Source organism: Coleofasciculus sp. LEGE 07092 (assembly GCF_015207375.1).
Classification (GTDB): domain Bacteria; phylum Cyanobacteriota; class Cyanobacteriia; order Cyanobacteriales; family Coleofasciculaceae; genus LEGE-07092.
Window position 1 is genome coordinate 12,779 of record NZ_JADEWY010000020.1, and the last position, 13,037, is coordinate 25,815.

Sequence of the window (13,037 nt, forward strand, 5' to 3'; positions counted from 1 at the left end):
TATTTGATCCCATTGTCTCCCTTAAGGACACGTTTGCCAAGGTTATCTATTCTAGAGGGACTCAACTCGAGGATCGCGTAGCATTAGCGATGGGGGGCAGTTAACATTTAATCCTAGGCGGTTCTGATGCTACCTCTAGCGTTAGCGAATGGCTGCTATCGCCCGAAATCCACCACGATAAAAGCGTTAATAAACATCAATGACTTTTCCGACAGAGCTAATTACCCTGGCACGCTACATGGCTGGCGAATTCGACAACCAAAAGCAAGCACTTGCCGAACCTGCCTGGTACGTTCACCTCCGCCTCTGGCAACGACCTGTACCCCTATTTACTGAAGATAGCTTAACTCTCTTTGCTGAACAAGCCAGTATTGTTAACCTTGATCACCCCTACCGTCCCCGCATCCTGCGGCTACAGCTAATCGAGACAAATCCTGTCTTATTGCAGGTGCAATATTACATGATTAAGGAGCCAGAAGCGATTGTAGGGGCTGGTCGTAACTTAGAGATGTTAAAGCAACTCACAACCGAACAAATCGAATTTTTACCGGGCTGTGTTCTCAAGGTTCAACCGCGCCAAGTTGGATTAAATTCCTATGAGTTCTCCGCTTCATCGGCAACAGGTAGCCCTTGTCGCTTTAGTTATCAAGGCAACAACTACCAAGTTTCTCTTGGTTTTGAGGTGACAGAGGCAGAATTTCGCAGCTATGACAAGGGCATCGATCCCGCAACCGGAAAAGCCATTTGGGGAGCCTTACTCGGTTCATTTCGGTTCACCAAGCGTCAAAATTTTGCGGCTGAACTCCCCGTTTGATTGTCACTTGTCAGCGAGTGGCAAAGGATGGGAGTAACGGATGTAATGGATAATTTATCAATTCTCATTTACTAATGACTAATGACCAAATGTCAGGTTGCTATGCTCCGGGGAACCCCCTCAAGAGCTTCCTCCTCGGTTTCAAAGATTTCAAATACTGAATCCATCATAGTTACTTCAAACACCAGCTTGGCTTCGGGATGAACATTACAGATGCGGAAGCTACCTTTAACTTTGTCAGCATCTCGCATTCCTGCCACCAAGGATGTTAAACCAGAACTGTCAATAAAATTAACTTGACTGAGATTGACGACCACATGGCGACTGAGCTTAGAAATAGATTCTTGCAACTTGAGACGAAATTGCCAAGCTGTAGTAATATCTAAGCGTCCCATAGGGGCTAAGACAATAACAGTCGTTCCCTCTTTTGTCGTATACGTTTTTTGATCAATATGAATCATCAGTGACCTCCTTCCAGCAGCAGCTCCTTTCGATCGTCAAGAGGAGTCATGTAGCTTAGGGTTGTTCCCGCTCGCGTCAATGAAGGCTCGAACACTCCATTTGAGCCACGAAGCTCGATCCAGTTCAGATAAAGTCAACTCAACCCCTCTCCCAGCCAGCACGCTTGTCCCGTTTTCCTTTCTGGGTAAGAGGGAACAGGTAGAGTCAGACTCCTCCTTAGTTACCCCCCTTACAGAGAAAGATAGGTAGAACGGTTTTACGCACAGCCTGCGCGAAGGAAAGAAGTTGGAAAATAGGTGAACCGAACCGTATTGCAACAAGTACCTCGATCGAGCAGCCTTCGCTACTTATCCCCCCCGTAGTTTAACTCAGATATCTTCTGAGGTAGCAGGTATCCAGTTCGCCCAATCTTGAGGTTTGAGGAAGGTTTGGTACAACTGAGCTTCTGGAGTATTGGGTTGGGGTTGGTAGCCGTATTCCCACCGGACTAAGGGAGGGAGAGACATGAGAATGGACTCAGTACGTCCATTGGTTTGCAAGCCAAAGATGGTGCCTCGGTCGTAAACCAGGTTAAATTCTACATAACGACCCCGACGATAGAGCTGGAAGTTTCGTTCACGATCGCCATACTCGAGCCCTCGCCGCCCCTCAACAATGGGCAAGTAAGCGGGTAAAAAAGCATTACCACACTCCTGCACAAAAGCAAATAGTTCTTCCCAGGGGCGCAAATTTAACACTCCAACTTGATTGCTATAAGTTGCTGCTTCGCCCTCGAGGTGAGGACCCCGATACAGTGTTCCCCGTCCATCTTGATAGTCAAAAAACAGTCCACCAACACCCCGCATTTCTTGGCGGTGTTTCAGATAGAAATATTCATCGCACCAGCGCTTGAAGACGGGGTAATAGTCAGTGTGGTGAGCGTCGCAGGCGGTTTTAAAGGTTTTGTGAAAATGAGCTGCATCTTCGGCGAAGGGATAGTAAGGGGTTAAATCTGCGCCGCCGCCAAACCACCAAACCGGTCCAGCCTCAAAATAGCGATAATTTAGGTGAACTGTGGGGATGTAAGGATTGCGGGGGTGCAGTACCATGGATGTGCCAGTGGCAAAGAAGCCATGTCCGGCTGCCTCTGGGCGCTGGGTTAAGATTGAGGGCGGAAGCTGAGTGCCCCATACTTCCGAAAAGTTTACCCCTCCCTGCTCAAAGACAGCACCGTCCCGAATAACACGGGAACGCCCGCCGCCGCCTTCTTCTCGCTCCCACGTATCTTCTTTGAAGGTACTAACACCATCTACCAGGGTGAGAGCCTCGCAAATCGAGTCTTGTAGCTGCTGCATAAACAGCTTGACTCGTTCCCTAGAGTTAGTGGGAGGTAAAGAAGTAGTGGGGGTCGTTACGTCTGTCTGAAAAGCTGTCATAATTTCAAGTCAATGCAGTTAAATCAAAAACGAATAGCTGCTAAAAGAATAGTTTGATGGTTCAAGGGTTTATTTTAAGCTAAGTGCGTAACGGTGTTCTAGCACCACCATGCGATCGCTTCCCTGTCTGGAGAATCTTGACCGAGTTGTTTTATCAAAAATCTTGGGTCTAAAAGCCCGTCGTGCCAAGTCAGTTCAGGAAATGGCTAGAGCATTTCGGGGTCAAGTTCGGCAAGATAACCGTAGCGGTTAATCCGGCATATACCTCCCAGGAATGTTCTAACTGTGGTGCGATAGTCAAAAAGTCTCTGTCAACGAGAACCCACATCCACAGACGTGGGTTTGTTCTGGATAGAGACTGGAACGCCGCCATCAACATCCTGAAATTAGCCTTGAGTATGGTTAATTATCCTTAGAGGAGTTGCCAATCCATTCTGTAGTAGGATGTTTAGGCAACACCCCTAACCTAAGATAAAAGATTTGCCAGAGGGTCGCTACAGGAGGTGTGGTTGTGATTCTTAACTTTTCCTTCAAGTTAATTGCTGGTCGAGAGGGGATTTTGTGCAAGTTTTCCCTCTTGAGAACCTATCGTGTTTTAAGTAGCGCTCCGGTAGACGTACTCTGGCAAAAATTAATCAATCTAGCAGATGTTTCCTGGCATCCCCTCTTCTCCAGCACCAATGCACCTCAAGGGCTAATCGCCAAACCCGGTTTGATTTATCAAGTGGTGACTCGTTTGACCCCAATTCCGGTGCGAATTTTTGTTGAACGGGTACTACCGGGCGAACTACTCAGCGTCCGTATCCTGGCAATTCCTGGCGTAGAGAATCGAGTAACCTACCGAGTTGAATCTGCGGTTTGCGGTACTTACGTATCTTACTCAATGACACTGCGGGGTTGGTTGTCTCCGTTACTCTGGTGCTTGATTCGTCCCTACGCGGCGCGTGTGGCATCTGAATTAGCTCAGGCAGCCGAGCAAGCGGGAGTCCTTTAAAGGGTTTGTCCTTTGTCAAATCAAGGACCAATCACTTTTGACACTCCCCTGGCTAAAGCCGAAGGGATTCTTCGTTCATAAATCCAACTTGCCCTGACAGGACTTCGACAACGCTCAGTCCAACCGGAGTAGAGGTCGAATCTCCCGAAGCGTTCGGATCTAAGATCCAAGTTCCAGTATGCCCTACCGTACTCAAGGCTAGTTTCAGGATGTTGATGGCAGCGTTCCAGTCTCTACCTAAGATGAATCCACATTCACAAACATGGGTTCTCGTTGACAGAGACTTTTTGACTATCGCACCACAGTTAGAACATTCCTGGGAGGTATATGCCGGATTAACCGCTACGGTTATCTTGCCGAACTTGACCCCGAAATGCTCTAGCCATTTCCTGAACTGACTTGGCACGACGGGCTTTTAGACCCAAGATTTTTGATAACTAATGACTTATGACCGGAACCCATTAAGATCTATGAAGAATCGAGGAAGCAATTGCTCCTGGGTTGTCTGTAGGCAGGAATGGGAACGTTACTATGGTTGATACTAATTCAGTTTTAGAGGTATTGAGACCCGTCCAAGACCCCGAACTCCGCAAGAGTTTGGTGGAATTGAACATGATTCGCAATGTCAAAATGGACGGGAGTACGGTCAGCTTTACGTTAGTGTTGACAACTCCGGCTTGCCCTTTGCGAGAATTTATCGTTGAGGATTGCCAGAAAGCGGTTAAGCAGTTACCGGGGGTCGAAGATGTGGTGGTGGATGTGACAGCCGAGACACCTCAGCAAAAATCCCTACCGGATCGCACAGGCATTGAGGGCGTAAAAAATATTGTTGCCGTCTCTAGTGGCAAGGGTGGCGTCGGCAAGAGTACTGTTGCAGTGAATGTCGCTGTGGCACTAGCACAGTTGGGTGCTAAAGTCGGTCTAATTGACGCGGATATTTACGGACCCAACTCAGCGGCAATGCTGGGGTTAGGAGACGCTAAAGTAAAAGTGCAACAAAGTCCCCAAGGTGAAGTACTCGAACCCGCATTTAACCATGGGGTTAAATTGGTATCCATGGCGTTTTTAATTGACCCAGACCAGCCAGTTATTTGGCGAGGACCGATGTTAAATGGGATAATTCGCCAGTTTCTCTACCAGGTCAATTGGGGACAATTGGATTATCTGATTGTGGATATGCCACCGGGAACGGGCGATGCCCAGCTAACGATGTGTCAGGCGGTGCCAATGGCTGGGACAGTAATCGTGACGACACCGCAAAACGTGGCGCTGCTAGATGCTCGTAGGGGTTTGAAGATGTTTCAGCAACTGGGGGTATCGGTGCTGGGGATTGTGGAAAATATGAGTTATTTTATCCCGCCGGATTTACCTGATCGCCAGTATGATTTGTTTGGTTCTGGTGGTGGCGAGAAAACCTCGCAGGAACTCGGTATCCCCTTGCTCGGTTGCATTCCCCTAGAAGTTTCCTTGAGAGAGGGAGGTGATCGGGGTTTGCCGATTGTGGTGGCTGAACCTGAGTCAGCGTCAGCTCAAGCAATCGTCGCGATCGCTAAAGCTATGGCTGCAAAAGTCTCGGTTGCTGCTCTGGGTAGCAGTTAGTCTTTTTAGAGTAAAATCTCTTTCAAAATTCCTGACTGTTACATTCGATCTACGCTAATTGCTAAAAGACTCCAATCCCTAGCCACTTGTTTTATGTTGCAAAGGTCAATTACTGGTATTCGCTGGAAGTCATTCCTAGCCTCGTGGCTGGAGATGGACTGGCAGTTATTAATTATTAGTGTTGGGCTCACCTTCCTTGGAGGGGTGATGATTCACAGCGCTGAACTCAACGATGCACTGTCAGACTGGTGGTGGCACTGGCTCATTGGTGGCATTGGCTTGGGGCTGGTGCTATTGATTGCGCGATCGCGTTACGAAGCCCTTCTCCAATGGCACTGGTTTGTTTATGGCTTTACCATCTTCTTCCTGATTGCGGTGAGATTCATTGGTACTGATGCCAACGGTTCCCAACGGTGGATTAACATTCTTGGCTTCCACGTTCAACCCTCTGAATTCGCCAAGCTGGGATTAATTATCACCCTAGCGGCGCTTCTCCATTCTCGACCGGCATCAACCTTGAGTACGGTTTTTAGAGTATTAGGGGTAGCCTCAGTTCCCTGGCTCCTCGTATTTTTGGAACCTAACCTGGGAACTTCACTGGTATTTGGTGCAATTACTATGGGGATGCTCTATTGGGGTAATGCCAATCCTGGCTGGCTATTGCTAATGATTTCTCCCATTGTCTCGGCAATTCTGTGCAACGTGTTTTTGCCAAGTTGGTTTGTTTGGATAGCAGCAATGGCAGTTATTGGCTGGCGCACCTTACCTTGGCCCCTGTTGGGTTCCTTGGGGGCTTTGGTCGTTAATGCCGTCTCAGGAGGCTTGGGAAACCTGTTGTGGGGGCTGCTCAAGGATTACCAAAAACAGCGACTCACGTCCTTTTTAGACCCCGATAAAGATCCTCTAGGCACCGGATACCACCTGATTCAGTCGCGGATTGGTATTGGTGCCGGTCAGCTTACAGGCAGGGGGCTTTATGAGGGGACTCAAACCCAACTCAATTTCATTCCTGAACAACATACAGACTTTATTTTCTCTGCCATTGGGGAAGAACTGGGTTTTGTCGGATGTGTATGCGTCCTATTTGCTTTCTGGTTACTTTGTTTGCGCTTGGTGATTATTGCTCAAAACTCTAAAGACAACTTTGGTTCTCTAATCGCCATTGGTGTTCTATCGATGATCGTGTTTCAGACTGTGGTGAATATTGGCATGAATATTGGCTTGGCTCCGATTACGGGGATTCCGTTGCCTTTGCTGAGTTTCGGAAAAGCGGCGTTGCTAGCGAACTTTATAGGTATTGGGTTGGTGGAGTCTGTTGCCAATCACCGACATCGATTGCGGTTTTAGTCATTGGTTCTTCGTCATCAGTCATTTCTGAATAAGCGTTAGCAATAACCAATGGCTGGTGACTCATAGTAAGCTAATAAACGGACACTCAGTTGAAGCAACCGAAGTAACCTATGATTCTTCCTGGCTCGATTGTGCGCGTAACCAATGCCGACGACATCTATTACAAATTTGAGGGGCTAGTCCAGCGTATTAGCGATGGCAAGGCTGGCGTCCTGTTTGAAGGCGGCAACTGGGATAAAATCGTAACCTTTAACCTGTCAGAATTAGAAGAAGTAGACCTGACGGCAGGAAAAAAAGGAAAATAGTTATTAGTCATTTGCCCTTGCTGATTGGTAATTCCGAAGGACTAAAGACAAAGGACAACGGGCAAAACCTATGCGTCTTCCCCTACCCCAATTTGCCATTGGCGATCGCCCTGACCATCATATTGCTGAGGTGATCGAAACTGCAACTACAGAATTTCTGGCTCAGTGTTTGGAACCAGAAGATTTGAGTTTTCCTGTTATGCCTCCCTTTGGCAGTTGGTTAAAGTCAGTGGATGAAGAATCGGGGAATCAAGTTATAGCAGTGGTTTACCACGCAACTACTAGCCCGATTGATTCCGTTCACCGGGCGGTAGCACTAGGATTGTCGCTGGCAGAATTACGGGAGCAGCAGCCTCAGATTTTTGCCATGCTCAAAACGGAGTTCCGCGCTGCCATTGTGGGATTCACGCCTCCGACTGAAGGGAGAAACGGTGCGCAGCCGCCTCTGGGTTCAGTATATCAATACCTGCCACCCCGCCCACCCCAAATTCACCAAGCCGTCTACAGGTGCCAACCCTCAGAAATTATTCACTTCAGCGAGGAGTTGGATTTTTTGCGAACACTCTTACAGGTGAAGGGAGCACCCATTGAGGCGTTAACAGCAGCGGCGATTCGAGAAATTTATCAACTGCGTCAGGGCGATCGCAATTGGCTAGTGCAGGCGGGACGAACCCTGAGCATTTTGTTGAAGGATGACTACGATCGCTTGCGGTATATTTTGAGTCAACTGCATTGGTGACCATTTAATGGGAATCGAGTTCAGAACCAATAGCCCCCAAAAAAAATAAGCCCAACTCGTGCAATTAGGTATTTCTCGGTACGTGAAAGCGCACGCCTGCAAACATTTCCTGATGATTATCTCATACATGGCTCTTGGACAGAGAGTATGAGGCAGTTAGGAAATGCTGTTCCTGTTCGACTAGCCGAAATTGTAGCAGCAAGTGTCCGAGAGCAGATACTCAGAAAAGTTGGATAAGAGCCACTTAACCGGGGGGCCATTGCATCTGGCGTCCCCCTAAGATATGTAAATGTAAGTGATCAACCGTTTGACCGCCATCAGACCCGTTATTAATCACTAGACGATAGCCGTTTGTCAAACCTGCTTGTTCAGCAACACGCTTGGCAGTTAGCAGCAGGTGTCCCATTACAGCATGGTCTTCTGACTCCGCCGCTGCTAGTTGGGGGATGGGTTTTTTGGGAATAATGAGAATGTGAACGGGAGCTCGAGGGGCGATATCTTTGAATGCCAGGACTAAATCGTCTTCGTAGACGATGTCAGCCGGAATTTCTCGACGGATAATCTTACTAAAGATGGTTTCACTCATCCTGACTCTCTATTCGGTATAAATGCTTACCACATAAATGCTTACCACGAAATTATCACAGACTGGAGGAAAAAGCGTAAGATTGCATAAAAGATAATTAAGAAATTCTTCGTTTACGACCAACTCCAGCATAATCTGTTGTCTGAATCCCTTGACCACTCAATAATAGTTTTTCACACTGAAATCACAGAAGTAGAAAAATCTGCCCATGTCCATTGAAAAACTTCAGCCTGCCGACAAAGGTGCTGTTGGCGTTTATATGCCGTACTACCAGGGAAACAAGCGCACGCTACTGCCCCTGGCAATCAGTCTCTACCAACAAGGCTCCTTAGAGGGGCAGCGCCAGATTGAAGGGGGTGATAGCATTCCCTTTGTAGCAACCTGGTATGTCTCAAAGCTGCCTTCGGAATTAACTCGGTGTCGGTTCCAGTTTGATGGCAATGCGGAGCTGAGTTACGAAATCATGATGGCAAATTCTGAGTTCATCAATTACTTAATCGAAGTGATTATGCATTTCAAGCGATCGCGGGCGACGGATTTTTCGCAGACGTTTTACCGAAAACTGCTACGGATTGAGGAGTAAACTCGAGTTGAAATCTTACAGGAGTGAAATCAGGGGTGGCAAAATCTGCTAAATATTTATTGGTCGGGTCAACAGAAGCTTACAGCGGCAAGTCAGCGACAATTCTGGGAATTGCCCATCAGTTACAAGAAAAAGGAATCGATATCTCCTACGGTAAGTTACTGGGAACCTATCGCCAAGGCAGGCAACCGGAAGCAGAAGAAGAAGATATCGGGTTTATGACGAAAGCACTGAACTTGCCTTCAAATCGAGTATGCTTTCCCCTACTGTCTTTAAATACCGAGACAATCCAAAAACGCCTGAGCAAAAAGAACTCAACCCGTTATCGTCAAGAACTCAAAACCTATCTCCAGTCCCCCAGTAGCGACATGATGTTGATAGAAGGACCGGGTACTCTGTGGGAGGGTAGCCTCTTTGACTTGTCATTGCTCGACATCGCTGACGAAATTGATGCCGCAGTCCTGCTGGTTGCTCGTTTTCACCCCGTCTTACTGGCAGACGCTTTATTATCTGCCAAACAACAACTTGGCGATCGCTTGCTGGGAGTTCTGATTAACGCAATTCCCCCTAACCAGCAGTCAATAGCTCAATCAACAGTACAACCTTTTCTCGAAGAGCAAGGAATTCCAGTATTGGGAATGCTGCCCACTAGCGACTTACTGCGCAGTGTCAGCGTTCGGGAACTTGTCCGTCAGTTGCAAGCAGAAGTACTCTGCCGTAGCAACCGATTAGATTTGATGGTAGAAGGCTTGACAATCGGTGCAATGAATGTTAATTCTGCATTAAAGTATTTCCGTAAAGGCAGGAACATGGCAGTAGTGACCGGAGGCGATCGCACTGACATTCAGATGGCAGCCCTTGAAACTTCCACTCACTGTCTCATTCTCACAGGTCACTTGCCACCGCAACCGATTATCCTCAACCGTGCCGAAGAGCTAGAAATCCCAGTTCTATCCGTTGACTTAGATACGCTCACCACCGTTGAGATTATCGACCGAGCGTTCGGTCAAGTTCGCCTCCACGAACCAATTAAGGTTCAGTACCTCCAAAAGTTAATGGTCGAACATTTCGACATCGAGCGATTGATGAATCAGCTCGGTTTGGAGCCAGCCGTATCCACCCATTGAAATTCCCTTGATGCGATCGGGAAAAACCCTGTAGAGACGTTCCATGGAACGTCTTTACATTTATAGCGGTTATAGCAGTTCTCACTTACCTGAGATACAGTCCCATTCCCTATTCCCCACTCCCTACTGCCTACCTTCATCAGGGTGTACCTCACCAGATAGAGAAACGCTATATATGCTGACTTTTCCTGCAAACGTTTTATGAATCGACGCTTTTCTCCGCTCGGCTTGCCCCTTTTAGGCTTACTCCTATTTAGTCTATCCCTCTGGGTCATCCATAAAGAGCTGCGAAATTATCACTACAGCGATGTGCTCAACAGTTTGGCAGGAATACCAAAAGGCAATCTAGTTTTAGCGCTAGCATTCACCATCCTCAGTTATCTAGTTCTAACCAGCTACGATCTCTTGGCATTCCGCTACCTTCGCCGTCCCATAACCAAGGGTTTCATTGTCTTCACCGCCTTCATTAGCTACGCTGTCAGCAATAGCGTCGGGTTTGCTATTCTAACTGCCAGTACGATTCGCTACCGCCTCTACTCAGCGTGGGGAATATCTGCTGGTGCAATCACTCAGATTATTGCTTTTGGGAACCTCAGCTTTTGGCTGGGACTGTTTGCTGTCAGTGGGGTGGTATTTTTAATAGAACCCCTAGTCATTCCAGATTTACTTCATTTACCCATTGTTTCGCTACAGCCCATTGGTCTTATTTTCCTGCTCGTGGATGGAACGTACCTTTTAGGGTGTCTTTTGAGCAGGCGACAGTTCAGAATTTCTAGGTGGGTATTTTCGCTACCCTCTCCGAAACTTGCGATTAGTCAGATTGGAGTATCTGCCTTAGACTGGGCGCTAGCTAGTGCCGTACTTTACGTGTTGCTTTCTCATACTATACTGCTATCCTATCCAAGCTTTTTCAGTATCTATGTATTAGCTGTGACTGCGGGTGTTGTGAGTCACGTGCCTGGTGGGTTAGGCGTCTTTGAAACTGTAATTCTCTTGCTATTAGGCTCTAAAGTTCCAGCCGCAACAGTACTGGGAGCGCTATTAGTGTATCGGATAATCTATTTTTTGCTGCCATTGATTGTCGCTGTTGGACTACTGGGACTCTATGAACTCCATCAGCGGTTGAAGGAAAAGTAGGGAGTAAAGTAGGAGACAGGTGATGGCGAGAAAAATTACTTCCTTTAGGCGCTCATCTGGGAAATAAGTTTTTGAATCTTGATTCAACATTTCTGCCCTAAAGTATCCTAATTTGCTGAGAGTTAAACTTAAAGTCTAATACCTCCTGGCTTAATCACTTTCGTTCAATGCAACAGCCCTACACCCACACCTTTGACAATCACCTCTGGTTGAAGAATTGAGAGTGACTGTCGTAGATGGGGGTACAGATGCTGGCATCATGGGATTTATTGGTCAAGCTCACACCCGAATTGCTGCCACGTTTCCTTTTATTCCGAAAGATCGGGTTGCATATTTGCCCAAAAACTATATACTTTCGTGAAGTTAAGACAATATCATTTGCCTTTTGTGAGGAGTAGCTATGTACATCGTACAAATTGCCTCTGAATGTGCTCCCGTCATCAAAGCTGGAGGCTTGGGGGATGTCGTTTACGGTCTGAGTCGGGAGTTAGAAAATCAGGGTCATTGCGTCGAACTTATTCTGCCGAAGTACGATTGCATGCGCTACGACCATATCTGGGGACTCCACGACGCCTACCTCAACCTGTGGGTACCCTGGTATGGTGGTGTAATTCACTGTTCTGTCTATTGTGGTTGGGTACACGGGCGACTGTGCTTCTTCATCGAACCCCACTCCCAGGATAATTTCTTCAATCGAGGCTGTTACTACGGTTGCAACGACGACAATATGCGGTTTGCCTTCTTCAGCAAAGCCGCTTTAGAATTTCTGTTCAAGAGCAACAAGCGCCCCGATGTTATCCACTGCCATGACTGGCAAACCGGCTTAGTCCCTGTCATGCTCTTCGAGAACTATAAATATGAAATGGGCAATCAGCGGGTTTGCTACACCATCCACAACTTTAAACATCAGGGTATGGGAGGAGCCGAAACGCTTTGGGCAACGGGTCTAAATCAAGAAGCATATTTCTTACAATACGATCGCCTGCGCGATAACTTCAACCCCTTCGCCTTGAACTTTATGAAAGGAGGCATCGTTTACTCCAACGCCGTAACAACCGTGTCACCCAATCATGCTTGGGAAGCTCATTTCAGCGAGGTGGGTTGTGGCTTAGGTCACACGTTACATATGCACCAAGATAAGTTTAAAGGGGTACTCAATGGCATCGATAATGATTTTTGGAGTCCTGAAGTTGACCGCTACATTCCCTACCACTTTACGAAAGAGAACCTGGAAGGAAAGGCGAAAAACAAACAAGCCCTGCGCGAACGTCTCCTGCTGCGCGATGTTGATAAGCCCCTGATTTCCTACATTGGTCGTTTAGACGATCAAAAAGGGGTTCACCTCGTCCATCATGCAATTTACTACGCCCTCCAAAAAGGAGCGCAATTTGTTCTGTTAGGTTCAGCCACAGAATCCGGAATTAACGCTCATTTTTGGCACGAAAAACAGTTCTTGAACGATAATCCCGACGTTCATTTAGAACTGGGTTTCAATGAAGAATTGTCCCACCTGATCTATGCTGGCGCTGACATGATTATTGTCCCCAGTAATTACGAACCCTGTGGATTAACTCAGATGATTGGCTTGAAATACGGCACCGTACCTATTGTCCGAGCAGTCGGCGGTTTAGTCAATACCGTCTTTGACCGAGACTACGACGAAAACCACTTACCTGAGGAACGCAATGGTTACGTGTTCCATCATACCGACCCTCACGCTCTGGAATCAGCAATGGATCGGGCAATTGGATTGTGGCAGGACTATCCTGAAGAATTCCGCAAACTTGTGCTTCAGGGTATGAGTTATGACTACTCGTGGAACTACCCAGCGAAGGACTATCTAGAAATTTACAGATCTATTCGACACAACCAACTTATCCCCTAGTTAAAATACGGGGGATTCCGAACGTTGTTAAGCAACAGAGT

At 47.3% G+C, this 13,037-nt stretch carries 15 protein-coding genes and 3 pseudogenes; 14 read left to right on the top strand and 4 right to left on the bottom strand.

The features are described from left to right. The first annotated feature begins 199 nt into the window (after window positions 1-199). Window positions 200-814, top strand: coding sequence for a chromophore lyase CpcT/CpeT (locus IQ257_RS07170; RefSeq protein WP_193878918.1), 615 nt, complete (start codon window positions 200-202; stop codon window positions 812-814). A gap of 92 nt (window positions 815-906) precedes the next feature. Here IQ257_RS07170 and IQ257_RS07175 read toward each other — a convergent pair whose 3' ends face one another. Further along, window positions 907-1,275, bottom strand: a complete 369-nt coding sequence (locus tag IQ257_RS07175) for an STAS domain-containing protein (RefSeq protein ID WP_193878916.1) — start codon at window positions 1,273-1,275, stop codon at window positions 907-909. 369 nt (window positions 1,276-1,644) lie between these two features. Further along, entirely contained in the window at window positions 1,645-2,691 is a 1,047-nt protein-coding gene (gene hemF / locus IQ257_RS07180) for an oxygen-dependent coproporphyrinogen oxidase (RefSeq protein WP_193878914.1), read from the bottom strand. Between the two features lie 109 nt (window positions 2,692-2,800). On the opposite strand from hemF, the gene IQ257_RS07185 reads away from it, so the two are divergent. From IQ257_RS07185 to IQ257_RS07195, 3 genes and pseudogenes are all read left to right on the top strand, one after another. Continuing rightward, window positions 2,801-2,944, top strand: coding sequence for a hypothetical protein (locus tag IQ257_RS07185; protein ID WP_193932984.1), 144 nt, complete (start codon window positions 2,801-2,803; stop codon window positions 2,942-2,944). Beyond that, window positions 2,883-3,101: pseudogene (locus IQ257_RS07190) on the top strand (zinc ribbon domain-containing protein); the annotation flags it as partial. The gene IQ257_RS07185 and the pseudogene IQ257_RS07190, both read left to right, overlap by 62 nt. Before the next feature lie 101 nt (window positions 3,102-3,202). Then, window positions 3,203-3,685 carry an SRPBCC family protein gene (locus IQ257_RS07195; protein WP_193932982.1) on the top strand — a complete coding sequence of 161 codons (483 nt, stop codon included), beginning with the start codon at window positions 3,203-3,205 and terminating at the stop codon, window positions 3,683-3,685. Between the two features lie 52 nt (window positions 3,686-3,737). Here IQ257_RS07195 and IQ257_RS07200 read toward each other — a convergent pair. Continuing rightward, window positions 3,738-4,082 (bottom strand): annotated as a pseudogene (locus IQ257_RS07200) (zinc ribbon domain-containing protein); the annotation flags it as partial. Window positions 4,083-4,216: 134 nt separating this feature from the next. On the opposite strand from IQ257_RS07200, the gene IQ257_RS07205 reads away from it, so the two are divergent. The 5 genes and pseudogenes from IQ257_RS07205 to IQ257_RS07225 all read left to right on the top strand — a co-directional run. After that, the gene (locus IQ257_RS07205) at window positions 4,217-5,284 is read left to right on the top strand and encodes an Mrp/NBP35 family ATP-binding protein (protein WP_193873311.1); all 1,068 of its coding nucleotides are present in this window, start codon (window positions 4,217-4,219) and stop codon (window positions 5,282-5,284) included. Between the two features lie 93 nt (window positions 5,285-5,377). Beyond that, a complete protein-coding gene (gene rodA, locus IQ257_RS07210) occupies window positions 5,378-6,631 on the top strand; it encodes a rod shape-determining protein RodA (protein WP_193873312.1) in 1,254 nt (417 codons plus the stop codon). 113 nt (window positions 6,632-6,744) lie between these two features. Beyond that, on the top strand, window positions 6,745-6,939 hold the full coding sequence (locus IQ257_RS07215; protein WP_193873313.1) for an NAD(P)H dehydrogenase subunit NdhS: 195 nt from the start codon (window positions 6,745-6,747) through the stop codon (window positions 6,937-6,939). Window positions 6,940-7,009: 70 nt separating this feature from the next. Then, on the top strand, window positions 7,010-7,678 hold the full coding sequence (locus IQ257_RS07220; RefSeq protein WP_193873314.1) for an HAS-barrel domain-containing protein: 669 nt from the start codon (window positions 7,010-7,012) through the stop codon (window positions 7,676-7,678). A 60-nt stretch (window positions 7,679-7,738) separates the two neighbouring features. Then, window positions 7,739-7,915: pseudogene (locus IQ257_RS07225) on the top strand (DNA cytosine methyltransferase); the annotation flags it as partial. Window positions 7,916-7,922: 7 nt separating this feature from the next. Here IQ257_RS07225 and IQ257_RS07230 read toward each other — a convergent pair. Further along, complete coding sequence (locus IQ257_RS07230) at window positions 7,923-8,264, bottom strand: histidine triad nucleotide-binding protein (protein WP_193873315.1); 342 nt, start codon at window positions 8,262-8,264, stop codon at window positions 7,923-7,925. A 208-nt stretch (window positions 8,265-8,472) separates the two neighbouring features. On the opposite strand from IQ257_RS07230, the gene ebsA reads away from it, so the two are divergent. The 5 genes from ebsA (at window position 8,473) to glgA (ending at window position 12,996) form a co-directional block, all read left to right on the top strand. Next, window positions 8,473-8,847 carry a type IV pilus biogenesis protein EbsA gene (gene ebsA / locus IQ257_RS07235; RefSeq protein ID WP_193873316.1) on the top strand — a complete coding sequence of 125 codons (375 nt, stop codon included), beginning with the start codon at window positions 8,473-8,475 and terminating at the stop codon, window positions 8,845-8,847. 35 nt (window positions 8,848-8,882) lie between these two features. Continuing rightward, a complete protein-coding gene (locus tag IQ257_RS07240; protein ID WP_193873317.1) occupies window positions 8,883-9,974 on the top strand; it encodes a phosphotransacetylase family protein in 1,092 nt (363 codons plus the stop codon). 201 nt (window positions 9,975-10,175) lie between these two features. Then, window positions 10,176-11,111 carry a lysylphosphatidylglycerol synthase domain-containing protein gene (locus tag IQ257_RS07245; protein ID WP_193873318.1) on the top strand — a complete coding sequence of 312 codons (936 nt, stop codon included), beginning with the start codon at window positions 10,176-10,178 and terminating at the stop codon, window positions 11,109-11,111. A gap of 205 nt (window positions 11,112-11,316) precedes the next feature. Further along, the gene (locus IQ257_RS07250; protein ID WP_193873348.1) at window positions 11,317-11,472 is read left to right on the top strand and encodes a hypothetical protein; all 156 of its coding nucleotides are present in this window, start codon (window positions 11,317-11,319) and stop codon (window positions 11,470-11,472) included. 39 nt (window positions 11,473-11,511) lie between these two features. Beyond that, a complete protein-coding gene (gene glgA, locus IQ257_RS07255) occupies window positions 11,512-12,996 on the top strand; it encodes a glycogen synthase GlgA (protein WP_193873319.1) in 1,485 nt (494 codons plus the stop codon). Window positions 12,997-13,037: the final 41 nt, after the last annotated feature.

Excerpts from the sequence above, each read along its gene's own strand:
- IQ257_RS07170 (WP_193878918.1), top strand. The coding sequence starts at position 200 with ATGACTTTTCCGACAGAGCTAATTACCCTGGCACGCTACATGGCTGGC.
- IQ257_RS07175 (WP_193878916.1), bottom strand. The coding sequence starts at position 1,275 with ATGATTCATATTGATCAAAAAACGTATACGACAAAAGAGGGAACGACT.
- hemF (WP_193878914.1), bottom strand. The coding sequence starts at position 2,691 with ATGACAGCTTTTCAGACAGACGTAACGACCCCCACTACTTCTTTACCT.
- IQ257_RS07185 (WP_193932984.1), top strand. The coding sequence starts at position 2,801 with ATGCGATCGCTTCCCTGTCTGGAGAATCTTGACCGAGTTGTTTTATCA.
- IQ257_RS07205 (WP_193873311.1), top strand. The coding sequence starts at position 4,217 with ATGGTTGATACTAATTCAGTTTTAGAGGTATTGAGACCCGTCCAAGAC.
- rodA (WP_193873312.1), top strand. The coding sequence starts at position 5,378 with ATGTTGCAAAGGTCAATTACTGGTATTCGCTGGAAGTCATTCCTAGCC.
- IQ257_RS07215 (WP_193873313.1), top strand. The coding sequence starts at position 6,745 with ATGATTCTTCCTGGCTCGATTGTGCGCGTAACCAATGCCGACGACATC.
- IQ257_RS07220 (WP_193873314.1), top strand. The coding sequence starts at position 7,010 with ATGCGTCTTCCCCTACCCCAATTTGCCATTGGCGATCGCCCTGACCAT.
- IQ257_RS07230 (WP_193873315.1), bottom strand. The coding sequence starts at position 8,264 with ATGAGTGAAACCATCTTTAGTAAGATTATCCGTCGAGAAATTCCGGCT.
- ebsA (WP_193873316.1), top strand. The coding sequence starts at position 8,473 with ATGTCCATTGAAAAACTTCAGCCTGCCGACAAAGGTGCTGTTGGCGTT.
- IQ257_RS07245 (WP_193873318.1), top strand. The coding sequence starts at position 10,176 with ATGAATCGACGCTTTTCTCCGCTCGGCTTGCCCCTTTTAGGCTTACTC.
- glgA (WP_193873319.1), top strand. The coding sequence starts at position 11,512 with ATGTACATCGTACAAATTGCCTCTGAATGTGCTCCCGTCATCAAAGCT.